At 67.7% G+C, this 21,625-nt stretch carries 18 protein-coding genes and 3 tRNA genes; 12 read left to right on the forward strand and 9 right to left on the reverse strand.

The window, feature by feature from the left end; translation table 11 throughout:
• Nucleotides 1–462 precede the first annotated feature (462 nt).
• Complete coding sequence (locus PV766_RS22255; RefSeq protein WP_129975874.1) at nt 463–1,608, forward strand: DNA cytosine methyltransferase; 1,146 nt, start codon at nt 463–465, stop codon at nt 1,606–1,608.
• 23 nt (nt 1,609–1,631) lie between these two features.
• Complete coding sequence (locus PV766_RS22260; protein WP_129974828.1) at nt 1,632–2,081, forward strand: very short patch repair endonuclease; 450 nt, start codon at nt 1,632–1,634, stop codon at nt 2,079–2,081.
• A 283-nt stretch (nt 2,082–2,364) separates the two neighbouring features.
• Here the strand turns inward: PV766_RS22260 and PV766_RS22265 are convergent.
• Nucleotides 2,365–2,437 (reverse strand) — tRNA-Arg (locus PV766_RS22265).
• A gap of 37 nt (nt 2,438–2,474) precedes the next feature.
• A tRNA-Ser gene (locus PV766_RS22270) sits at nt 2,475–2,566 on the reverse strand.
• Between the two features lie 148 nt (nt 2,567–2,714).
• Here PV766_RS22270 and hisC point away from each other — a divergent pair.
• Both hisC and PV766_RS22280 read left to right on the forward strand, forming a co-directional pair.
• Nucleotides 2,715–3,794 carry a histidinol-phosphate transaminase gene (gene hisC / locus PV766_RS22275; RefSeq protein WP_129974830.1) on the forward strand — a complete coding sequence of 360 codons (1,080 nt, stop codon included), beginning with the start codon at nt 2,715–2,717 and terminating at the stop codon, nt 3,792–3,794.
• A gap of 99 nt (nt 3,795–3,893) precedes the next feature.
• On the forward strand, nt 3,894–5,591 hold the full coding sequence (locus PV766_RS22280; protein ID WP_129974832.1) for a bifunctional metallophosphatase/5'-nucleotidase: 1,698 nt from the start codon (nt 3,894–3,896) through the stop codon (nt 5,589–5,591).
• A gap of 29 nt (nt 5,592–5,620) precedes the next feature.
• Here PV766_RS22280 and PV766_RS22285 read toward each other — a convergent pair whose 3' ends face one another.
• Together PV766_RS22285 and PV766_RS22290 are read right to left on the reverse strand one after the other, a co-directional pair.
• Nucleotides 5,621–6,589, reverse strand: a complete 969-nt coding sequence (locus tag PV766_RS22285) for an alpha/beta hydrolase (protein ID WP_255162050.1) — start codon at nt 6,587–6,589, stop codon at nt 5,621–5,623.
• A gap of 173 nt (nt 6,590–6,762) precedes the next feature.
• Nucleotides 6,763–8,604, reverse strand: coding sequence for an NAD(P)-binding domain-containing protein (locus PV766_RS22290; RefSeq protein ID WP_421097920.1), 1,842 nt, complete (start codon nt 8,602–8,604; stop codon nt 6,763–6,765).
• Nucleotides 8,605–8,750: 146 nt separating this feature from the next.
• Here PV766_RS22290 and PV766_RS22295 point away from each other — a divergent pair, with 146 nt between their 5' ends.
• The 3 genes from PV766_RS22295 (at nt 8,751) to PV766_RS22305 (ending at nt 11,268) form a co-directional block, all read left to right on the forward strand.
• Nucleotides 8,751–10,013, forward strand: coding sequence for a GAF domain-containing protein (locus tag PV766_RS22295; protein WP_421097921.1), 1,263 nt, complete (start codon nt 8,751–8,753; stop codon nt 10,011–10,013).
• 80 nt (nt 10,014–10,093) lie between these two features.
• Nucleotides 10,094–10,492 (forward strand): flavodoxin domain-containing protein, encoded by a 399-nt coding sequence (locus PV766_RS22300; RefSeq protein ID WP_421097922.1) that lies wholly within the window; start codon nt 10,094–10,096, stop codon nt 10,490–10,492.
• A 32-nt stretch (nt 10,493–10,524) separates the two neighbouring features.
• Complete coding sequence (locus PV766_RS22305; protein WP_016932880.1) at nt 10,525–11,268, forward strand: MBL fold metallo-hydrolase; 744 nt, start codon at nt 10,525–10,527, stop codon at nt 11,266–11,268.
• A 63-nt stretch (nt 11,269–11,331) separates the two neighbouring features.
• Here the strand turns inward: PV766_RS22305 and PV766_RS22310 are convergent.
• Together PV766_RS22310 and PV766_RS22315 are read right to left on the reverse strand one after the other, a co-directional pair.
• Nucleotides 11,332–11,416 (reverse strand) — tRNA-Ser (locus PV766_RS22310).
• Between the two features lie 27 nt (nt 11,417–11,443).
• Nucleotides 11,444–11,914: a MarR family winged helix-turn-helix transcriptional regulator gene (locus PV766_RS22315; protein WP_016932881.1), complete on the reverse strand. Its 471-nt coding sequence runs from the start codon at nt 11,912–11,914 to the stop codon at nt 11,444–11,446.
• A 117-nt stretch (nt 11,915–12,031) separates the two neighbouring features.
• Between PV766_RS22315 and PV766_RS22320 the strand changes: the two genes are divergently transcribed.
• Nucleotides 12,032–13,018, forward strand: coding sequence for an NAD(P)H-quinone oxidoreductase (locus tag PV766_RS22320; protein WP_129974842.1), 987 nt, complete (start codon nt 12,032–12,034; stop codon nt 13,016–13,018).
• Here the strand turns inward: PV766_RS22320 and PV766_RS22325 are convergent.
• On the reverse strand, nt 13,015–14,214 hold the full coding sequence (locus tag PV766_RS22325; RefSeq protein WP_129974844.1) for a cysteine desulfurase-like protein: 1,200 nt from the start codon (nt 14,212–14,214) through the stop codon (nt 13,015–13,017). The two genes, PV766_RS22320 and PV766_RS22325, sit on opposite strands and share 4 nt — an antisense overlap.
• Before the next feature lie 121 nt (nt 14,215–14,335).
• Here PV766_RS22325 and PV766_RS22330 point away from each other — a divergent pair, with 121 nt between their 5' ends.
• The 3 genes from PV766_RS22330 to PV766_RS22340 all read left to right on the forward strand — a co-directional run bounded on the left by PV766_RS22330 (nt 14,336) and on the right by PV766_RS22340 (nt 16,732).
• A complete protein-coding gene (locus PV766_RS22330) occupies nt 14,336–14,920 on the forward strand; it encodes a bacterial proteasome activator family protein (protein WP_129974846.1) in 585 nt (194 codons plus the stop codon).
• Between the two features lie 80 nt (nt 14,921–15,000).
• Nucleotides 15,001–15,849, forward strand: a complete 849-nt coding sequence (locus tag PV766_RS22335; protein WP_026002728.1) for an ABC transporter ATP-binding protein — start codon at nt 15,001–15,003, stop codon at nt 15,847–15,849.
• Complete coding sequence (locus tag PV766_RS22340) at nt 15,842–16,732, forward strand: glycosyltransferase (RefSeq protein ID WP_016931486.1); 891 nt, start codon at nt 15,842–15,844, stop codon at nt 16,730–16,732. Before PV766_RS22335 ends, PV766_RS22340 begins: the two co-directional genes overlap by 8 nt.
• On the opposite strand, the gene PV766_RS22345 is transcribed toward PV766_RS22340, so the two are convergent.
• Nucleotides 16,650–16,982 carry a hypothetical protein gene (locus PV766_RS22345; RefSeq protein ID WP_371053395.1) on the reverse strand — a complete coding sequence of 111 codons (333 nt, stop codon included), beginning with the start codon at nt 16,980–16,982 and terminating at the stop codon, nt 16,650–16,652. The two genes, PV766_RS22340 and PV766_RS22345, sit on opposite strands and share 83 nt — an antisense overlap.
• A 132-nt stretch (nt 16,983–17,114) precedes the next feature.
• Here PV766_RS22345 and PV766_RS22350 point away from each other — a divergent pair, with 132 nt between their 5' ends.
• On the forward strand, nt 17,115–18,896 hold the full coding sequence (locus PV766_RS22350; protein ID WP_421097923.1) for an AMP-dependent synthetase/ligase: 1,782 nt from the start codon (nt 17,115–17,117) through the stop codon (nt 18,894–18,896).
• Between the two features lie 102 nt (nt 18,897–18,998).
• Here the strand turns inward: PV766_RS22350 and PV766_RS22355 are convergent, their stop codons facing one another.
• Complete coding sequence (locus PV766_RS22355) at nt 18,999–21,482, reverse strand: response regulator (protein WP_421097924.1); 2,484 nt, start codon at nt 21,480–21,482, stop codon at nt 18,999–19,001.
• Nucleotides 21,483–21,625: the final 143 nt, after the last annotated feature.

The following is a 21,625-nucleotide window of genomic DNA, read 5'->3' on the forward strand; positions in this document are numbered from 1 at the left end:
ACATTCATCGGCACACTGTTGAGTTCTCAAAGAACACGCGCACATCGTCACGTTCCGGACTGTCGTCCGACCCGCTCTGAGGCAACTGTTCCAGCCTACTTCCTCGTGCTCACGGACGCAAGTCCGTGTTGCTTTCGGAACCAGGGGCGACTCGAAACCTTACCAGAAGGTTTCGAACCAGTGAAATCTGCAGGCGCCTTCGTCCAACCTCGTTGTCCCGTTCCTTTCGGCCCGGGTCGGTGTCCGTGTCGCTCTGACCTGGAATAAGTTACGCGAACATCTCCGAGAACACCAAATCGCCTGCTCAAAGCATGTTTCTACCTCCCGTAGTTCCCCACCCGAGCAACAGGACGACCCCTCGACCGTGGTGCTCGTCGCGTCCGCTCACGGATCGTCCTACTTCTCGAGTAACGTTCACCGTTGAGCTGAGCGAGGAAGGGTGCCGTGACGTCGACGGGGAACATGGTGGGGTTGTTCGCCGGTATCGGCGGGCTGGAGCTCGGACTCGGGCGACACGGGTGGAACACCGAACTTCTCTGCGAGATCGAGCCGGGCGCTCAGGCAGTACTGCGCACGCGCTTTCCCGACGTTCCCCTTCATCCGGACGTCACGCGTCTCCGCTCTCTCCCCCGCGATACCGAACTCGTCGCCGCCGGCTTCCCGTGCCAGGACCTCTCCCAGGCGGGCCGTACGGCCGGCATCACGGGATCGAAGTCCGGACTCGTCGACGAAGTGTTCCGTCTCGTCAAGCGTAAGAACGGCCCGCGCTGGCTCGTCGTGGAGAACGTTCCCTTCATGCTGCAGCTCGGTCGCGGTGCAGCGATGCGCCACATCACCGATGCGTTCGAGGAACTCGGTTACATGTGGGCCTATCGCGTGGTCGACGCCCGCGCATTCGGCCTTCCCCAGCGCCGGCACCGCGTCCTGATGGTCGCCTCGCGCACGGACGACCCCCGCACGGTCTTGTTCGGCGAGGACGCCGGGATGCCCCTCGAAGGCAACCCCGATCTGTTCCCGTGCGGTTTCTACTGGACCGAGGGTGTGCGCGGACTCGGATGGGCGGTCAATGCCGTGCCCACGCTCAAGGGTGGCTCGACCCTCGGCATCGCCAGTCCGCCGGCCGTGCGACTGCCGTCCGGCGAGATCGTCACCCCCGGACTGACCGACGCGGAGCGACTCCAGGGGTTCGACGCCGACTGGACCGCCCCCGCCGTCGACGCTCCCGGCGTTCGGTCCGGGCATCGGTGGCGTCTGGTCGGCAATGCGGTCAGCGTCCGGATGGCGTCGTGGGTGGGCCACCGACTGAACAACCCGATCGAGTACAGCTCCGATCACGAGACACCGTTGCGTCCGGGCGACACCTGGCCGACCGCCGCGTGGGGTACGCGTGGACAGGCGTTCCGCGTGCACGAGTCGCAGTGGCCGGTCCAGGCGCCCTATGAGGATCTCGGGGGTTTCCTCCTCGATGCTCGTCTGCTGTCGGCGCGGGCGACGGCAGGTTTCCTCCGCCGCGCACGCTCCGGCAACCTGCGTTTCCTACCGGGATTCCTCGAGGACGTGGAGAACCACCTCGAACGTATGGGTGGCTTCCCGCGAGTGGCAGCCTGAGACACGGAGATGGAGCCGCGGTGATGGCGTCGTCCGATCGGCCCGGGACGGATCCGCGTACCAGTGCGCGGATGAGCCGGCAGCGGCGGCGCGACACCGTTCCCGAAGTGGCGTTGCGCAGAGAACTGCATCGGCGTGGCCGGCGGTTCTTCGTCGACCGTGCTCCACTGCCCGGCCTGCGGCGACGTGCCGACCTGGTCTTTCCTCGTCGTCGGGTGGCGGTCTATGTGGACGGCTGCTTCTGGCACAGTTGCCCGCACCACGCGACCTACCCGAAGAACAACGCCGAATGGTGGGCCGCCAAGCTGGCCGCCAACGTACAGCGCGACCGGGACACCGACGCGCGCCTGCAGGCCGCGGGGTGGACGGTGGTGCGGGTGTGGGAGCACGAAGACCCCGTTGCCGCCGCGACTCGCGTGGAGGACGCTCTGTCGTCGCCCCCGGACACGGATACAGGGCCGGCGCAGGGATGACCTCCCCGCACCGGACCCGAGACCTGTGCGATCAACCCTTCGTGAGCTGCGTGTACCGCGCGACGTGCTGCTCGGCGGTGCCGAGATGAACAGCGGCCAGGACGGCTCGGCGACGAGTGCGTGCCCGAGTGAGTCACATGGCTCCCCTCGCGGAGTGACGACAGGCGCCAGAGGGCGATGAACCCGGTCGGCGAGCCGTGTCGATTCCGTGTCGTGGCGACCCCGTAACCACAGATACGAGGAAGCCCCCACCAAAGTTTTCCTCTGGTGGGGGCTTCGTGTGTGCGCCCGAAGGGATTCGAACCCCTAACCTTCTGATCCGTAGTCAGATGCTCTATCCGTTGAGCTACGGGCGCATGTGTATTCAATTGTCGTCGGTGACGCTACACCAACTGGCGGAGGCGAGAGGATTTGAACCTCCGGTCCCCGGTAAGGGGGACAACTCATTAGCAGTGAGTCCCATTCGGCCGCTCTGGCACGCCTCCTCGGGGATTCGATGCTCTCGAACCGCCGGATCGAAACATTACACATGCCCCGCGGGGAAACGCAAAACGCCTGGTCAGAGAGGCGCAGACCGGCGTTACTCGCCATCCTGCCGACACGGCGCCGAACGTCGGGGCGCATAATCACCACGTGACTCCACGGACCCGCCCCGACCTCGAATCGATCCCCGCCTACGTTCCGGGCCGCTCGTTCCCCGGTGCGGTGAAGCTCGCCAGCAACGAGACGACGATCGGCCCGCTCCCCAGCGTCCGGGAGGCGATCGCAGAAGCCGCCGCCGGCCTCAACCGCTACCCCGACAACGGCGCGACCGAGCTCGTCGCGGCACTGGCGGAGCGGCTCGGTGTCCCGACCGAGCGGATCGCCGTGGGCTGCGGGTCGGTGAGCCTGTGCCAGGAGCTCGTGCAGATCACGTGCGCCGCGGGCGACGAGGTGATCTTCGCGTGGCGCTCGTTCGAGGCGTACCCCATCATCGCGGCCGTGGCCGGCGCGACCGCCGTGCGCGTTCCGAACACCGCGGATCACGGGCACGATCTGAAGGCCATGCTCGCCGCGATCACCGACCGAACGCGCCTGATCTTCGTGTGCAACCCGAACAACCCCACCGGATCGCTGCTGGGCAAGGCGGAGCTCGAGCAGTTCCTCGACGCCGTGCCCGAGCACATCGTCGTCGCCCTGGACGAGGCATACTTCGAGTACGTCCGCCCCGAGCCGGGTGAAGATCTGCCGGACGGCCTCGAACTCGCAGAGAGTCGCAGCAACGTCGTCGTGCTCCGCACCTTCTCCAAGGCCTACGGCCTCGCGGGCATTCGCGTCGGATATGCGGTCGCCGATCCGACGGTCGTGACCGCGCTGAGCAAGGTCCACATCCCGTTCTCCGTCAACTCGCTCGCCCAGACGGCCGCCGTGGCGTCGCTCGGCGCCGCGAACGAGCTGCTCGCCCGCACCGAGGGTGTCGTCGCCGAACGGGAACGGGTCCACGCCGCACTCGTCGACGCCGGCTACGAGGCGCCCGCGAGTGCCGCGAACTTTCTTTGGCTGCCGCTGGGCGAACGCTCCGCCGCGTTTTCCGAGGCAGCGGCGAAGGCGGGTGTGGTGCTGCGCAACTTCACCGGCGAGGGAACCCGGGTGACGATCGGCGACCCGCACGAGAACGACCTGTTCCTCGACTTCGCGACCGGGCAGGGACGGGCACTCGCCGGCATCGGCTGACCCTGTGACGAGACCCAACCGTTATGGCTGGGTATCGGCCGCGTGATCCGGGCCTGCCAGACTCGGGCGGTCGGATCGAGCCGGGGTCGGAGGCACTGTATGGGGGTAGGCACGGTGCGTCGCGCCCTGTCGGCCTGCGCCATCGTGGGCTCGCTGGTCGCCTTCGGCGGTTCGGCGCCCGCCGGCGCTGCACCGGCGAACACCGTGCCGTCGAACACCGTCCCGCTCCGGGTGATCGCGTTCGGCGACCTGCACGGAAATCTCCTGCCCCCGGAGGGACTCCACGGTGAGGTCGTCCGATCGGACGGTGTCTCGGTCCCCGCAGGTGGTGCGGCCTATCTCGCCGCCTACGTCCGGCAGCTCCGGGAACAGGCCGACAACTCCGTGCTCTACGCCGTGGGCGACACCTGGGGATCGTCGCCGCTCGAGTCGGGTCTGTTCCACGACGAGCCGACCATCGCTCTGCTCGGCGAACTCGATCTCACCGCCGCGGCCCTCGGCAACCACGAACTGGACCGCGGTTACGCCGAATTCGAGCGGTTGCGCGACGGCGGTTGCCACCCGAAGGAAGGCTGCCGCTACGCCGAGCCCTTCGAGGGCGCGAACTTCCCGATCCTCGGCGCCAACCTCACCACGACGGACGGAACACCCGCCGCACTCCCCTACAGCATCGACTACGTGGACGGAGTGCCCGTCGGGGTGATCGGCGTCGTGCCGAGCAACACCCCCGACATGATCCGGCCCGACGCGATCGCGGGGCTGCGGTTCGAGGACGAGATCACCTCTGTCAACCGCACCGCCGACATCCTCGGTGCGCTCGGCGTCCGCTCGATCGTGGTGCTCTACAAGGGCGACATCGGCGCAATCGAGGGCGACGATCCGTGTCCGAGCCGAGACGGCGGGGCCGCGGCCATCGCGACATCCGTCTCCGCCGACGTAGACCTCATCATCACTTCCGACGGCGACCGGCATTTCAACTGCACCTACACCGACCCGGCGGGTAGGCCACGCACGGTCGTGCAGGGCGCCTCGCACGGACGCATCCTGTCGGTCGCCGACCTCGCCATCGACCGTCAGAGCCGGGAGGTGCGGCGCGACAGCACCGTCGTCTTCACGCAGGTGGTCACGCACGACATCGCCCCGGATCCGGCCACACTCGAATTCGTGGACCGGGCGGTGGAGACGTCGGCGGAGGTCGCGAACCGGCCGATCGCCCGCGTCGACGCGGACATCACGCGGCGCGAGACTCCGAGCGGGGAATCGGCACTGGGCAATCTGGTGGCCGACGCCCAACTGGCGGCGACGCGGCATCTGGGGGCGCAGATCGCCCTGATGAACCCCGGCGGACTCCGTAGCGACCTGCTCGCCGGAGACGGCACCGTCTCGTACCGGGAGACCTACGCGGTGCAGCCCTTCGGGAACATGCTGCAGGTTCTCGACCTCACAGGAGCCCAACTCGACGCGCTGCTCGAGCAGCAGTTCCAGAAGAGTGCGGTGGGCTCGGACATCGAACGCATCCTGGCCCCGTCGCACAATCTGAACTACACCCTCGACCGACTGGCGCCGCGTGGCGAACGCATCCGGTCGATCACGATCGACGGCGAGCCCGTGGACCCCGAGCGCGTGTACAAGGTGGTGGTGAACAACTTCCTGGCCGGCGGCGGAGACGGTTTCACCGTGTGCACCGAAGCGCACGGACTGGTCGGGGCGGGCAAGAGCCTGGATGCCCTCAACAGCTATCTGGCAACCCGCTCACGTGTGGAACCCCCGGCCGTCGATCGCATCCGCCTGCACTGAGACGGTCTCCGACGATGCGCCGGATGTGCTCAGCGGAGTCCGAGTGCGTCCTCGAGGGTCGGCCACGCGGCCTTGATGTCGTCCTGCCAGTAACTCCACGAATGCGTGCCCCAGGGGCGGTAGACGACGCGCGCGGGAATGCCGAGTTCGCGGAGGCGACGATCGTATGTGACGGTGCACACGAAAGTGCCGAGCTCGAGCGGCGCACCGACGGTGAGCACGTCCTGGCCGGCGCCGAGATCGTGCGGACCGAGCAGGCCGTTGCCGGTGCTCAGGAAGATCTCCTTGCCGCGCAACTTCTCGGCGAGCAGGTAGGAGTCGTGTTCCTCCCACCGACCGTCCTCGGGTGGTCCCCACATGTTGTCGGGGTTACCGCCCTTGTAAGCAACGGTTCCGCGCACCGTGTCGCGGGAGGAGTCGCTGGAGGTGTCGTAGCACCCGCTCAGCGCCGCGACCCCTCGGTAGAGGTCGGGGTTACGGGTGATCAGCGACATCGCTCCGGTGGCTCCCATCGACAGTCCCGCGACCGCGTTGATGCCGTTGCCGCCGAATTCGGCATCGATCAACGGTGGCAGTTCCTCGGTCAGGAAGGTCTCCCACTTGTTGACCCCGAGGACGGGATCGGGAGTGTTCCAGTCGGTGTAGTAACTCGCGGTGCCGCCGACGGGAAGCACGACGTTGGTGTTCTTGTCGGCGAAGAACTCCTCGATGTCGGTGCGCTGCGTCCACGTGCTCTCGCGGAAGTCGGACTCTTCGCCGGCGCTGACACCGTCGAGCAGATACAGGCTGGGGCGTGAACCCTCCCCCGCCGGGTGCAGCACCTGCACCTGCATGATCCTGCCCATGGCGGGCGAATGGACGAACAGCTTCGTCTGCCTGTCGCCGACGCGTTCGACGTGGTCGATCCTGGCCGACGCCGGTTGGGCATGGGCGATCGTGGCACCGGAGATCGGCACCATCAACGCCACGGCGACAGCCGCCGCAAGTCTCTTCACCATCGAACTCCCCGTCCCCCGACGACCTGGAGTGATCTCACAGTCCCTACCTGTACCCGGTCAAGCGGACCTGCACGCGACCCTAATACTCGCCCTCCGATTCGTGACGAATCGGAGGAAGTACGGCCGCGCCGCCCCCGCCGGGTGGGCGAGGGCGACGCGTGGGAGCCGGGTCGTCAGCGGAGGTGGTGCACCTCCTGCAGTCCGTAGACCGGGGTCGGGATGCCTTCGTAGCGCGCCTTCAGCTGCAACGCCAGGTACAGAGAGTAGTGCCGCGACTGGTGCAGATTGCCGCCGTGGAACCACAGGCCGTCCTGCTGCGTGGGCTTCCACATGTTGCGCTGCTCGCCCTCCCACGGACCAGGGTCCTTGGTGGTCTCGGAGCCCAGACCCCAGCACTTGCCCACCTTGTCGGCGACCTCCTGGGAGATCAGGTCGGCGACCCAGCCGTTCATCGAGCCGTAGCCGGTCGCGTAGACGACGAGATCGGCGTCGAGTTCGGTGCCGTCCTCGAGGATCACCGAGGTTTCGGTGAGCTCACGGACGTTGCCGTGGGCCAACGCGATGTCGCCGTTCGCGACGAGCTCCGAGGCACCGACGTCGATGTAGTACCCGGAGGCGCGACGCAGGTACTTCATGAACAGACCCGAGCCGTCGTCGCCCCAGTCGTGCCGGAAGCCCGCCTTCTCGAGCCGGTCGTAGAAGTCGGCGTCGCGCTCGCGGATCTTCTCGTAGATCGGGATCTGGAATTCGTGCATGATCCGGTACGGCAGGGACGCGAAGGTCAGGTCGGCCTTCTGGGTCGTGACGCCGGCGGCGAGGGCCCGCTCGGAGTACAGGTCGCCGAGGCCGAGATCCATGAGCGAATCGGATTTGACGATATGCGTCGACGAGCGCTGCACCATGGTGACGTCCGCGCCGACCTCCCACAGAGCACCGCAGATGTCGTGGGCGCTGTTGTTGGCGCCGATCACGACGACCTTCTTGCCGGCATACGCATCGGGGCCGGGATGGGCGCTGGAGTGGTGCTGTTCGCCGCGGAACAGGTCCATCCCCGGGAAGTCCGGGATGTTCGGCTTACCCGACATGCCGGTCGCGATGACGAGTTGCTTCGGCCGGAGGGTCACCGGTTCGCCGTCGCGCACGACGTGAACCGTCCACTCCCCCGTCTCCTCGTCGTAGCTCGCCGAGGTGCACTCCGACTTCGACCAGTACGGAACCTCCATCACCTTCGTGTACATCTCGAGCCAGTCCGCGATCTTGTCCTTGGGCGCGAAGACCGGCCAGTTGTCGGGGAAGGGCATGTACGGCAGGTGGTCGTACCAGACGGGGTCGTGCAGACACAGCGACTTGTAGCGGCCGCGCCACTGGTCGCCGGGCCGGTCGTACTTGTCGAGCACGATCGCGGGGACTCCGAGTTGACGCATGCGGGCGCCGAGCGCGATCCCACCCTGACCACCACCGATGATCACGACGTACGGCCGGCGCGTGTATCCGAGTTCGCGTTCCTCGATCTCGCGCTGCTCCGACCACGTGACCCGCTGCTTGTCCGCGCCGTGCTTCGTACCGCGCGGACGACGCGTGCCCTTGTTCTCCTCGTATCCCTTCAGTTCCTGCATCGTGGTCAGCAGCGTGAAGGCGCGATCCTCGCCGCTCTCCTCGTCGCGCCTCAGACGCAGATGACCGACTCCGCGGCCGACCGCGGTCTCGAATGCGATCCAGGCGCTGAGTACGCCGTCGTCGTCGGTCGCCGGTTCGGTGGTGCGGAAGCCGCTCGGGTCGGTCTCGGCGAGTCGCGCGTGCAGCATGTCCGAGACGCCCTCGCGTCCCTCGACGGTCTTCAGGTTCCAGGTGAAAGCGACCAGATCGCGCCAGAAGGAGTCGGTGCCGAACAGGCCGGCAGCGGCGTCGACGTCGCGCTGCGCGAGGGCGGTGCCGAACGCCTGCAACCAGGCGTCGACGCGGTCGTCGGGAGTCGCGGTGCCGGAGGTCGCGGGCTTGTCGAGGGTGTCGGTCATGATGAGTCCTTTCCGGTGGTGATGTGATCCAGGACACTCCCCGTGGCCGCGCCCGGCAAGCGTTGCATCACGTTGCACGGGTACCGGATTGTGGCGCATCACACATTTGCGCCCTATGCTCCGAGGACGACGACGAAGAGGAGACCGTGACCACGTTCAGCGCGATCGCGCCCGGCACCGACCTGTCGCGGTACGCGCGCGAGTTGACGCGGATGCACGACGCGGTGATCGGCGGCGCCCGGTCACCGATGCGCCCCCGGCCGCTGGTGTCCCGTTCATGGCAGCGCGTGCTCGACGCCGGCCTCGATCCCACCGGGATCAACGAGCGCAACCGTCTGCCGGCCGCGGAGGTCGAGCGGCGCCGCCGCGCGTCCGCCCTCTCCGCGGTGATCGGCGACCTCGAGCAGGTCATCACGCCCGTCGCCGACGCCTCCCACCTGCTGCTGGTGGTGACCGATGCCGACGGCGTGATTCTCTGGCGCAGCGGTTCCGCACCGATCCGTTCCCGCGCCGACGCGCTCGGTTTCCAGGAGGGAACGGTGTGGACCGAGGCGACGGTCGGCACCAATGCCATCGGCACGGCGCTCGCGGAGGCCGCACCCGTCCAGCTGTTCTCGGGTGAGCACTTCGAGACGACCCAGCACCCCTGGTACTGCACCGCCGCCCCGATCCACGACCCGATCCGCGGCGACCTGCTGGGCATCGTCGACGTCAGCGGCCCTGCACTGACCCTGCATCCGGCCATCGTCGCCCTCGTCGACACCGCCGTCCGGCTCGCCGAATCGCAGTTGTGGCGACGGCACGAGGTGCGCCTCGAAAAGCTCCGTACCGAGGCCGCTCCACTGTTGTCGTCGACCCGGGGCCCGGTACTGCTCGTCGACGAGGACGGCTGGGTCGCGCACGCCTCCGGCATCGCCGCCGAACGGGTCGCGGTTCCGCGACAGGCCCGTCCCCTGACCGTACCGGGGATGGGATTGTGCGTACCCGAACGTCTTTCGCACGGTTGGCTGATACGCGGGGCGGCGGCGGCCTCGAGACTGCGGATGATTCTGCACGTGTCCTCGTCGCCGACCGTGGAGGTCTTCGGGGACGGCGACTCGTGGCGCACTCTCGTCACCGCGCGTCAGGCCGAAATCCTGCTGTTGCTGCACGAGCGCAGCCCGGACGGGATGACGGTCGCGGCGCTCAGCCGGGCCCTCTACGGGGACGACGACCATGCCGTGTCGGTCCGGGCCGAGGTGTCCCGGCTGCGACGCGCGATCGGAGATGTGATCGAGAGCAAGCCCTACCGGCTCGCCGGCACCGTCGACCTGTCGCTGGATCTCGGCGCGGACGAACGGCTCGCCGACTCCGACTTCGTCCGCCGCTCGGGGGCACCCGGAGTACGAGCGCTCGGTGGCGCGCACTGACACGACCGCGCCATGTTTCCTCCTCTCGGCGACCGGGAACGCACCAGTGAACCCGAGTCGTCGAACATGCTGGAGACACAATGACCGTTCTCGTCGTCACGGACAGTCCCGAAGGTCCGCCCCAGAAGATCGCTCAGCTCGTCGCCGATGCGCTCGGTGAGCGGGACATCGACGTCACCGTCGGTGACATCTCGGATCTCGAGAGGTCGGAGGAATTCGAGGGCGTCGTCTTCGGAGGTGAGGTCGACGCCGGTGAATACTCGCCGGACACCCTCGAATTGTTGTCGTCGCGGGCCTCCGCATTGAGTCAGCAGCTCGTGTGGCTGTTCGCAGTGGGCGACGAAAACGGTGAGGACACACCGGATCCGGTGTCCGAACTCGCGGCACTCGACTACCGGTCCTTCTCCCCGTCCCCGGGCGAGGACGAGGTGTGGTCGTGGGCCGCCTTCATCGCCGACGAGATCGACGGACACAGCTGAACCCGCACGTTTCCACGAGCGAAGGGGCCGCCATGCTCCACACGGATGTAGCGCCCGGCGTACATCGTCTCGCGCACGCCGACGTCAACGTCTACCTGATCGAGGACGACGACGGAGTGACCGTCGTCGACACGGGACTGCCGGCGACCGCCCGCCGCATCGAGGATGCGATCTCACGGCTCGGCCGACGCGTCGACGAGGTGCGGGGAGTCGTCCTCACGCACGCCCACTTCGACCACGTCGGGTCCGCGAAGCGACTGCGGGAACGGTGGCGCGTGCCGGTCTGGGCGCATCGCGACGAGAAGTTCCTCGCCGCGCACCCTTACCGCTACCAGCACGAACGCAATCGGCTGCTCTATCCGGTCCGGTATCCCGCCTGCATCCCCGTGCTCACCCGGATGACGGTGGCGGGGGCACTGTGGGTGCGCGGCATCGACGACGTGACGCTCTTCCACGACTCCGAACCGCTCGACCTGCCGGGTCGTCCTGTCCCCCTCCACACCCCCGGACACACCTACGGGCACTGCGCACTGCATCTCCCCGATCGCGACACCGTGATCGTCGGCGACGCGATCGTCACCCTCGACCCGTACACGGGCAGGCACGGTCCGCAGATCGTCTCGGGTGCGGCGACCGCCGACAGCACGACCGCCCTCGCCTCGCTGTCGGCCATCGCCGGTACCGGCGCGAAGAACGTCCTCGTCGGCCACGGCGAAACCTGGCACGACGGGGCGGCCGCGGCCGTGGAACGAGCGGTGCTCGCCGGGCCGAGCTGACGCCGTTCCGAAGACGGAAGAACCGCAGCCCCGGTGAATGTCCACCGGGGCTGCGGTCCTGCGCGGAAGCGGAGGGATTCGAACCCCCGTTGGTGTTACCCAAGCTCGCTTTCAAGGCGAGTGCATTCGGCCGCTCTGCCACGCTTCCGTGGCAGAGCCTAACCGATTCGCAGTGTCAGCGATCGGCCAGAGCGTGCTCGACGCGCGCGAAGATCTGCGCCAGCATGTCGAGTTCGTCCTCCGACAGCAGGTCGATGAGGTGGGTGCGCACGTCGTCGACGTGCGTGGGTGCGGCCTCCCGCAGTCGCCGCCGACCCTCGTCGGTGATGGTGGCGAGCACGCCGCGACCGTCGTCGGGGCACGAGCTGCGCACCACCATCTTCTCTTGTTCCATCCGCCGGATCTGATGGGTGAGACGGCTGCGCGAGGACAGCACCCCGTCGGCGAGATCGCTCATGCGCAGCGCACCGTCGGGGGCTTCGGAGAGCAGCACCAGGATCCGATACTCGGCCAGCGACAAGCCGTGTCGATCGTTGAGAGATCGGCTGAGGGCACTCATGAGACGGTTGTTCCCGTCCACGTAGAGACGCCAGGCCCCCTGCTCCTTCGCGGTCAACCATTTGGGTTCGTCTCGTTCGCTGGTCACGCCGGGGAGTGTAATGCCGATCGTCCGTTGTTACCCCTCGGTAGCTACGAGCAGACGACCGCGTTTCGACCGGAGTGACCGTCCCCTCACTGCGCCGCACGCGATAGCGTCGAACACATGTATGCAATCGTCGCCACCGAACCCGGTGGTCCAGAAGTTCTCCGGTGGACCGAGCGGCCCGACCCGGACCTGCCTCCCGGGCACGTACTTCTCGATGTCGCGGCGACCGCGGTCAACCGTGCCGACCTGCTGCAACGGCGAGGACTGTATCCGCCGCCGCCCGGAGCGAGCGACATCCTGGGCCTCGAATGCTCCGGGGTGATCTCCGAACTCGGCGAGGGGGCGACGGGCTGGAACATCGGCGACCGGGTCTGCGCCCTGCTCACCGGCGGCGGTTACGCCGAGAAGGTCGCAGTGCCCGCCTCCCAGCTGCTGCCGGTGCCGAAGGGCATCGACCTCGCGGTCGCCGCGTCGCTTCCCGAGATCGCGTGCACGGTGTGGTCGAACATCGTGATGACGGCCGGCCTGACGCGCGGCGACGTCCTGCTCGTCCACGGTGGCGGCGGCGGTATCGGTACGCACGCCATCCAGGTGGGTAAGGCGCTCGGCGCGAAGGTCGCGGTGACGGCCTCGGCCGGCAAGCTCGACCGCTGCCGCGAACTCGGCGCCGATCTGGCGATCGACTACCGCGAGCAGGACTTCGTCAGCGAGGTGCGCACTGCCTTCGGCGGCGCCGACGTGGTGCTCGACAACATGGGCGCGAAGTACCTGTCCCGGAACATCGACGTCCTCGCTCCCGACGGACGCCTCGTCGTCATCGGCATGCAGGGCGGTACCAAGGGCGAACTGCACCTCGGCAAGCTTCTCGCCAAGCGCGGTCACGTCATCGCCACCGGCCTGCGCGGCCGTCCGGACTCGGGACCGTCGGGCAAGAGCGCGATCATCGACTCCGTGCGCGCCAACCTGTGGCCGCTCATCGAGGAGGCGAAGGTCCACCCCGTGGTGCACGCCGAGCTGCCGATCACCGACGCCGCGCGTGCACACGAGCTGCTCGACAGTCCCGAGACCGTCGGGAAGGTCGTGCTGCGGATCGAGCGGCACTAGAGGTTGCGGAGCTCGCGGACGAGCTGATCCACCTCGAAACTCGTGGTGTAGGGGGCGAGACCGATGCTCACCGCTCCCCCTTCGTCGCTGACGCCGAGCGAATCGAGGAGCCGGCTCGATCCGCGGGTGCTCGCCACCGTCGCGATGCGACGGTCGGCGAGGTGCGCAGCCACCTTTTCGGCCGGGACCCCGTCGACGGTGAAGCTCAGGGTGGGGACGCGGCTCGACGCGCGGCCGAGCACGATCACGCCGGTGAGGCTGTCGAGTTGCCGCATGAGGCGGTCGAACAGCACGTCCTGGTAGTTCTGCATCGAGCTGATCGAGATGTCGAGACGCTCGCGGCGGGAGCCGGTGGCGTCGTCGTCGAGCGAGGCGATGAAGTCGATGGACGCGGGGATGCCGGCGAGCAGACCGAACTGGTGGCCGCCCACCTCGAGGCGCTCGGCGCCGCGCGCGTGCGGGTTCAGCGACATCGCCGGCACCCGCTCGAGATGGGCCGGGTCGGCGAAGACGAGCGCGCCGATCTGCGGTCCGCCCCACGCGGCCATGTCGACGGTGAGGACGTCGGCGCCGAGGTCGTCGATGTCGATGTGGGCGTAGGGGGCGGCGCCGGCGGCGTCGACGACCATGAGACCACCCACGTCGTGGACGAGATCGGCCACGGCCCGCACGTCGGGTGCGGTGCCGACGATCGACGACGCCGCGGTGAGCGCGACGAGCCGGGTGGTGGGCGTGATGAGTTCCTCGTACTGCCAGGTGGGCAGCTCGCACGTCTCGATCTCGATCTCGGCCCAGCGCACCTGGGCGCCGTAACGGCTCGCGACCCGCAGCCACGGAGCGATGTTCGCTTCGTCGTCGAGTCGCGACAACACCATGCCGGTGCCGAGCCCGAGGCGGGAACTGAGTGCTTCGGCGAGCCAGGCGAGCAACACCGCGTGGCTCGGGCCCAGGACGACGCCGGTCGGATCCGCACCCACGAGTTCCGCGACCGCGACGCGCGCTTCCTCGAGGATCGCGGCACTGCGACGCGACGACAGGTGCCGCCCCGTGGCCGAGGCGGCCGAGTTCCGGAACGCGGTGGACACGGTGCGCGACACCACGTCGGGGATCTGCATACCGGCCCGCGGATCGAGGTGGATCCAACCGTCGCCGAGCGAGGGGATGAGCCCCCGGATCCGGGCAACGTCGTAAGCCATGGCAGACACTCTAGGTCCCGATGTCAATCGGGACGCGCCGTACCTGCACTCGGCGTTGCCCTCTCGGTAGGCTCGGTCGGGCAACCGGGCACCCCCGGGCGGGAAAGGGAAGAATGGAGTCATGACGCATCCGGACAGCGACCAGGTTCTCGTGATCGGCCCCGACGGTCACCCCATCCGTGTCTCCCGTGAGGAGGCCGCTCGTGTCGAGGCCGCCACCGATTCGGAGGCCGGGGCGAACGAGAACGGCGGCGAATCTCTGGCCGACATGGTCGAGCAGCCGGCGAAGGTCATGCGGATCGGCACCATGATCAAGCAGCTCCTCGAGGAGGTGAAGGCCGCGCCGCTCGACGACGCCAGCCGCACCCGCCTCAAGGACATCCATCTGTCCTCCATCCGCGAGCTCGGTCAGGGACTCGCCCCGGACCTGCGTGAGGAACTCGAGCGGCTCGCACTGCCCTTCGGTGAGGACTCGGTGCCCTCCGACGCCGAGTTGCGCATCGCGCAGGCCCAGCTCGTCGGCTGGCTCGAAGGTCTGTTCCACGGCATCCAGACGGCTCTGTTCGCTCAGCAGATGGCGGCCCGCGCCCAGCTCGAGCAGATGCGTCAGGGTGCGCTTCCGCCCGGCGTCGCGCAGGGAGGCCCCGGTCACAACGATCAACAGCTTCCCGGCCAGACCCACCCCGGGACCGGCCAGTACCTCTAGTCACGGCGGGTACGCCCCGGGACTCCGGTATCGCCGCGACGGGTACGCTCGGGTCCCGTGTCAGCGTCTGGAGCAGCATCGTGAGTCGGGTCGGCATCGAAACGCGCGGCGCGTGCGTGGACTTTCCCATCTTCGACGCCAAGACCCGCTCCCTGAAGAAGGCCTTCCTGGGTAAGGCGGGCGGAGCGATCGGCCGCAACAACTCCGACGTGGTGGTCGTCGAGGCTCTCCGCGACATCACGATGTCGCTGAAGGAAGGCGACCGCGTCGGACTCGTCGGCCACAACGGTGCCGGCAAGTCCACCCTGTTGCGCCTGCTCTCGGGGATCTACGAGCCCACGCGCGGCCATGCCCGGGTGACGGGCCGCGTCGCGCCGGTGTTCGATCTCGGTGTCGGCATGGATCCGGAGATCTCCGGCTACGAGAACATCATCATCCGCGGCATGTTCCTCGGAATGAGCCGCAAGCAGATGCTGGCCAAGGTCGACGAGATCGCCGATTTCACCGAGCTCGGCGACTACCTCAACATGCCGCTGCGCACCTACTCGACAGGCATGCGGGTGCGGGTCGCGCTCGGCGTGGTCACCAGCATCGACCCCGAGATCCTGCTCCTCGACGAAGGCATCGGCGCGGTCGACGCGGAGTTCATGAAGAAGGCGCGGGTGCGTCTGCAGGATCTCGTCGCACGTTCGGGCATCCTCGTCTTCGCCAGCCACTCCAACGAGTTCCTCGCGCAGCTGTGCGACCAGGCGATGTGGATCGATCACGGGCAGATCCGTGAGCAGGGCGACATCGAGCACGTGGTGCGGTCCTACGAGGGCGACGAGGCCGGCGACCACGTGCGCACGATCCTCCACGAGCTCGAGCGCGAGCGGATCGCGAAGTCCGCCCACGACGCCGCCGCCTCGACGGGTTCGAACGGTGGCTGACGAACGGATCATCGGCGTCGTCGTCACGCACCGTCGCCGCGAGCTGCTGGCCGACTCCCTGAAAGTTCTTGCCTCGCAGTCCCGTCCGCTCGACCATCTCGTGGTGGTCGACAACGGCGACGAGGACGCGGTGCGCGAACTCGTCGACGCGGTGGACGTGCCCACGAGCTATCTCGGCTCGAAGCACAATCTCGGCGGCGCGGGCGGTTTCGCTCTCGGCATCCTGTACGCGCTGTCGCTGGGAGCCGACCGGGTCTGGCTCGCCGACGACGACGGTCGCCCCGAGGGACCGGACGTGCTCGCGACGCTGCTGGACTGCGCGCAACGCAACGATCTCGCCGAGGTGTCGCCGGTCGTGTGCGACATCGCGCAACCCGACCGCCTGGCCTTCCCGCTGCGCCGCGGCGTCGTGTGGCGACGGTGGCGGCACGAACTCGGCGACGAGGATCTGCTCCCCGGCATCGCCTCGCTGTTCAACGGCGCGCTCTTCACGGCCGCGGCGATCGACGCGGTGGGCGTACCCGACCTGCGGTTGTTCGTCCGTGGCGACGAGGTCGAGGTACATCGGCGTCTCGTCCGTTCGGGACTGCCCTTCGGCACCTGTCTGCAGACGGCCTACCTGCATCCCGACGGTGCAGACGAGTTCAAGCCCATCCTGGGCGGCCGGATGCACACGCAGTATCCGGACAACGACACCAAACGCTTCTTCACCTACCGCAACCGTGGCTACCTGCTCTCGCAGCCGGGATTGCGCCGGTTGCTGCCTCAGGAATGGGTGCGGTTCGGCTGGTACTTCCTCGTCACCCGCCGCGACCCGGCGGGGCTGCGCGAGTGGATCCGGCTGCGCAGGCTCGGGCGCGAGGAGAAGTTCGAGCGTCCCTGACGGTGCCGTCGCTCAGTCGGTGACTGACCGTCTGCGCTGCGATCTCCTCGAGTTTCGCGTTCGCCCAGCGCAGTTGGCGCAGGGTCTGCGGATGGCAGCGTTCGGAGAGGGCGAGCAGTTCGCGGTCGCTCAGGGCCTGCGCCGCCTGGGCGAGGATCTCCCAGTCGAGTGAGACACCCGCCGCCATGCGGTGCACGGTGCGCAGGTCCCGCGGCAGCAGGACACTCGGGGCGTGTCGGCGTCCGAGCATCTCGCTTCCCTTCCGCCGCAGCCCAGCTGTCGGGAAAAGAGTTCGGATCCGGCACAACGATCGGGCAAATCCGACCACGAGCGTTGTCGGCTCGCTTTACGCTGTCGCCACACTCGATCTCGGGAGCCAGTGATGACCCTTCGCACCACCACCCCGTCGACTCTCTGCGAAGCCTTTCGGACCACCGCCGCGGCGTACCCCGACAAGGTCGCGCTGCGCACGCCCGACGATTCGGTCCGCTACACCTGGCGCCAGTACGCGCAGCGCGTCGAACGCCTCGCTGCCGGACTCGCCGGTCTCGGTGTGAAGCGCGGTGACACCGTCGGGCTCATGCTCACCAACCGGCCCGAATTCCACCTTCTCGACACCGCCGCGTTCCACCTCGGAGCGGTGCCGTTCTCGATCTACAACTCGCTGACCGCCGAACAGATCTCGTACGTGCTCGGCAACGCCGGCAACCGCGTGATGATCGCCGAGGAACAGTTCGTCCCCGTTCTGCGGCAGGCGCTCGGCGACACGAAGGTCGAGCACCTCGTGTGCATCGACGGCAGACCCGAGGGCACCATGCCCCTCGACGACCTCGAGGCCGCCGCCGAGCCGTCGTTCGACTTCGACGCCGCATGGAAGGCCGTGCAGCCGTCCGACCTGCTGACCCTCATCTACACCTCGGGCACCACGGGTCCGCCGAAGGGTGTCGAACTCACCCACGCCAACCTGCTCGCCGAACTCGAGGCGACGAGTACGTATCTGCCCACCGGACCGGACGACCGGATCCTCTCGTACCTGCCCGACGCACACATCGCCAACCGCTGGGGTTCGCACTATTCGAGCTTGTACAGCGGCATGCAGATCACCACGCTCGACGATCTCAAGCAGGCCATCACGGTGTTGCCGAGCCTGCGGCCGACGCTCTTCGGCGCCGTCCCCCAGGTCTGGTACAAACTCAAGGCTGCGATCGACAAGACACTCGCCGAGGAGTCGAGCCCGATCAAGAAGAAGCTTGCGCTGTGGGCGATCGACGTCGGGCGCACACGCGCGCGGCTGCAGTCCGACGGCAAGCCGATCCCCCGTACCCTCCAAGTGCAGCACGCGGTGGCCGACAAGCTGGTGCTGTCCGCGATCCGCGGCAAGCTCGGCCTCGACCAGGTCCGCGCCGCCGTCACAGGCGCCGCCGCGATCTCACCGGAAGTCCTCGAGTTCGTTCTGGCCCTGGGCATCCCGTGCTCCGAGGTGTGGGGAATGTCGGAGACCTCGTGTGTGGTCACCATGAACCGGCCGGGCGCCATCCGCATCGGCACCGTCGGCCAGGCCGTGCCCTGCGCGAAGATCAGGATCGCCGAGGACGGCGAGCTGCTCGTCTCCGGTCCGTTGCTCATGAAGGGCTATCGCAACGACCCGGAGAAGACTGCGGACGCAATCGATTCCGACGGTTGGTTGCACACCGGTGATATCGGCGAGATCGACGCGGACGGCTACCTGCGGTTGATCGACCGCAAGAAGGAGATCATCGTCAACGCGGCGGGGAAGAACATGTCTCCCGCCAACATCGAAGGCGTCCTCCGTGCTGCCTGCCCGATGCTCGGTGGTGCTGTGGTCATCGGCAACGACCGCCCCTACAACGTCGCGCTGCTCGCGCTCGACCCGGATGCTCTGACCGTCTTCGCCGGACAACACGGTCTCAGCGGCAGCCACGAGGAACTCGCCCGCCATCCCGTCGTCCTCGAGTCGATCGCGAAATCGGTGGAGGAAGCGAACACCAAGCTGTCGCGGGTCGAGCAGGTCAAGAAGTACACGGTACTGCCGACGATCTGGGAACCCTCGGGCGACGAACTGACTCCGACGATGAAGCTCAAGCGCAAGCCCATCGACGCGAAGTACGCGGAGGAGATCGACAAGCTCTATGCGCAGGCCTGATTCGTCACCGCGCTCACAACGAGTGGGAGATCCGGAAGCAGTGGGACGAGTTCGTGACCGGACGGAACGCCCCGACGGAGTCGTTCGGAGGTCGATCCCGAGCTATGTCGATGAATCGGTGAGCGAGGCGGTGTAGTCGCCGACGATCTGCTCGGCGATCTCCCGCACCTTGACGTTGCGGTGCTGGGAGAAGGCGACGAGCTTCTCGAAAGCGGTATCGGAGTCGCACTCGAACGTGGCCATCATCAACCCGACGGCCTTGCTCAGCGTCGACCGCGTCTCCAACGCCGTCTTCAACTGGTCGGATTCACGTCTCTGCGCGGCAATGAGTTGCTCACGCAGCCAGGACAACTCGAGATTGACACGGACACGGGCGACGAGTTCACCGGGGTCGAACGGTTTGGTGATGTAGTCGTCGGCGCCGGTGCGCAGGCCACCGATCGTGTCCTCCGCGCCGGCCCGGGCGGTCAGGAGGATGACCGGCAGGCGAGACGTTGCCGGGTCCTTGCGAATCTCCTCGAGAAGCGCCACTCCGTCCCGGCCGGGCATCATGATGTCACTCAGGACGAGATGCGGCGGTTGCGACCGGATTCGCTCGAGCGCAGTGTCGCTGTCCCCCACAGCATCCACGTGCCAGTTCTCACGACGCAACAACTGCATCAGGTAATCGCGCATGTCCGCGTTGTCCTCGATCACGAGGATCTGCGGCAGCTCCTCTTCCTGCCCGGAAGATCCGGCCTCGGCGACGGTGTCCCTGTCCCACTGGTGCGCTTCCCCGACGTACAGGGCACTCAGGTCTCCCGGGACGGTTCCGGCCGGGGATTCCGACACCGGACCGAGAACGCGGGGAACGGACACGGTGAAGGTACTGCCGCGCCCGAGCTCGCTGGACACGGTCACACTTCCACCGAGTGCGTGGACCCAGTCCGAGACGAGGGACAGGCCCAGCCCGATGCCCTCCTGACTGCGTCCCCCGGCGTTCTCGACGCGATGGAAGCGCTCGAAGATACGACCGAGTTCCGCCTCCGGAATACCGAGTCCGGTATCGGCGACCGTCAGGACCAACCGGTCGTCCTCGACGTCCAGATCGAGATCGACCGACCCGGCCGGGGTGTACTTGATCGCGTTGGAGAGCAGGTTCAGGACGATGTGAGCCCACAATTGGGGGTCGAGCTGGGTCTGCTCGGCCGCGGCGGCGGCGATCCGACTCCGCAGGTCCAAGCCCGCACGGTGCGCCGCATCGGCGAACAGCTCCACGCATTCGGCGGTGAGTGCCGCAGGGTCGCTCGGTGTCGGGGATGTCCCCGACAGATCGGCTTCGGCACGCGTCACGTCGAGCAACGCGTCGACGAGTCGCCGCAACCGGACCGCAGCGCGCTGGGCGGCTTCCAGTGATTGCCGCTGCGCGTCCGTCAGTGCCGTGGCGTCGTCGAGCACACTCTGCAGCGGACCGAGGAGCAGCGTCAACGGTGTGCGGAACTCGTGGCTGATCGACTCGAGGAACCGCGTCTTGGCGGCGTCCAGCGCCGCGAACGCGTCGGCCCGGCGACGTTCGGCGTCCATCGCCGACGCATCGCGCAGCAGCCCCGAGATCTTGGTGACGACGAGTTCGGCGAACGTGGCGTAGGCCGCGTCGAACACCCGATACGGGCTCAGCCCCACCGCGAGAACACCGAGTGGGGCATCGTGTCCCGAGGTTCTCAGCGGGGCGAGCAGGATGCTGTCGACCGGATGGTCGCCGAGGGCCCGCTGCGGGTCGAGCAGGTCCGGGGAGCGTTCGGTGATGCCGGAGACGACGATCGGTTCGGAGGCCGTGGCGGCCTTCGACAGCAATCGATCCTCGTCCGGACCGAGCAGCGCGCCGGAGAAGCCGGGTTTCGTGCCGATCGAGGCGAACCGCTTCCAGTTCGATCGCGAACCCTCGGGATCGACCACGCGGGTGTCGAGAAAGAGCGCGGCCAGTGGAATGTCCTGCCGGCTAGGAGCGAGCGCGTCGAGCGCGTTCCGGCACATGTCGATCATCGACATGCCCGGATCGGTGATCGCCACCGTACCCAGGCGGCTCAGAGCCTCGAGGCGCCGCTCACCGAGCACCCGTGAGGTCACGTCGGTGGTCGCGACGAAGACGCCCGCGACCTCGCCGGATTCGTCGCGGATCGGGCTGTAGGAGAAGGTCCAGTAGGTCTCCTCCTCGTAGCCGTGGCGCTGCATGAACAACAGTTCTTCCTCGGCGAAGGTGGCGGTGCCCGCCATCGCCCGTTCGACGCGGGCGCCCACCTCGTCCCATACCTCGTGCCAGCATTCCGGCGCCGGTTGTGCGACCGCGCCGGGGTACTTGTCGCCGAGGACCGGAATGATCGCGTCGTTGAAGATCTGCACCAGCTGCGGCCCCCACCACAGGAGCATCGGCACCTCGGAGGGCAGTACCGTCCGCACCGCCATGCGCAATTCCGCCGGCCAGGACTCCACCGGACCCAGCGGGGTCGCCGACCAGTCGGTCTTCCGGAACCGTTCCAGGCTTTCTCCCGGCCCCGCGAACAGGCGTTCCGCCGGCCACGCCTCTCCCGACTCGGCTGTCGCCCTCATGCCCCCGTCACTCCCATCTGCGGTACTTCCCGCCGCCATTCTCCCCCGAGACCGCACAGAACGACGCCACAAGGAGGACATACGTCCTCCTTCCCCCGGTGTGCTCCCTGGTCTCATCCACCGTGGTCGCCGACAATGGGTTC

It is taken from the genome of Rhodococcus sp. As11, from assembly GCF_048957735.1.
In the GTDB taxonomy this organism is placed as follows: Bacteria; Actinomycetota; Actinomycetes; order Mycobacteriales; family Mycobacteriaceae; genus Rhodococcus; species Rhodococcus gordoniae.

What these genes read in the sequence shown, in the direction of transcription:
- PV766_RS22285 (WP_255162050.1), bottom strand. Translation starts at nt 6,589, where the DNA reads ATGGTGAAGAGACTTGCGGCGGCTGTCGCCGTGGCGTTGATGGTGCCG.
- PV766_RS22330 (WP_129974846.1), top strand. Translation starts at nt 14,336, where the DNA reads ATGACGCATCCGGACAGCGACCAGGTTCTCGTGATCGGCCCCGACGGT.
- PV766_RS22300 (WP_421097922.1), top strand. Translation starts at nt 10,094, where the DNA reads ATGACCGTTCTCGTCGTCACGGACAGTCCCGAAGGTCCGCCCCAGAAG.
- PV766_RS22345 (WP_371053395.1), bottom strand. Translation starts at nt 16,982, where the DNA reads ATGCTCGGACGCCGACACGCCCCGAGTGTCCTGCTGCCGCGGGACCTG.
- PV766_RS22325 (WP_129974844.1), bottom strand. Translation starts at nt 14,214, where the DNA reads ATGGCTTACGACGTTGCCCGGATCCGGGGGCTCATCCCCTCGCTCGGC.
- PV766_RS22290 (WP_421097920.1), bottom strand. Translation starts at nt 8,604, where the DNA reads ATGACCGACACCCTCGACAAGCCCGCGACCTCCGGCACCGCGACTCCC.
- PV766_RS22350 (WP_421097923.1), top strand. Translation starts at nt 17,115, where the DNA reads ATGACCCTTCGCACCACCACCCCGTCGACTCTCTGCGAAGCCTTTCGG.
- PV766_RS22255 (WP_129975874.1), top strand. Translation starts at nt 463, where the DNA reads ATGGTGGGGTTGTTCGCCGGTATCGGCGGGCTGGAGCTCGGACTCGGG.
- PV766_RS22305 (WP_016932880.1), top strand. Translation starts at nt 10,525, where the DNA reads ATGCTCCACACGGATGTAGCGCCCGGCGTACATCGTCTCGCGCACGCC.
- PV766_RS22320 (WP_129974842.1), top strand. Translation starts at nt 12,032, where the DNA reads ATGTATGCAATCGTCGCCACCGAACCCGGTGGTCCAGAAGTTCTCCGG.
- PV766_RS22355 (WP_421097924.1), bottom strand. Translation starts at nt 21,482, where the DNA reads ATGAGGGCGACAGCCGAGTCGGGAGAGGCGTGGCCGGCGGAACGCCTG.
- PV766_RS22260 (WP_129974828.1), top strand. Translation starts at nt 1,632, where the DNA reads ATGGCGTCGTCCGATCGGCCCGGGACGGATCCGCGTACCAGTGCGCGG.
- PV766_RS22280 (WP_129974832.1), top strand. Translation starts at nt 3,894, where the DNA reads ATGGGGGTAGGCACGGTGCGTCGCGCCCTGTCGGCCTGCGCCATCGTG.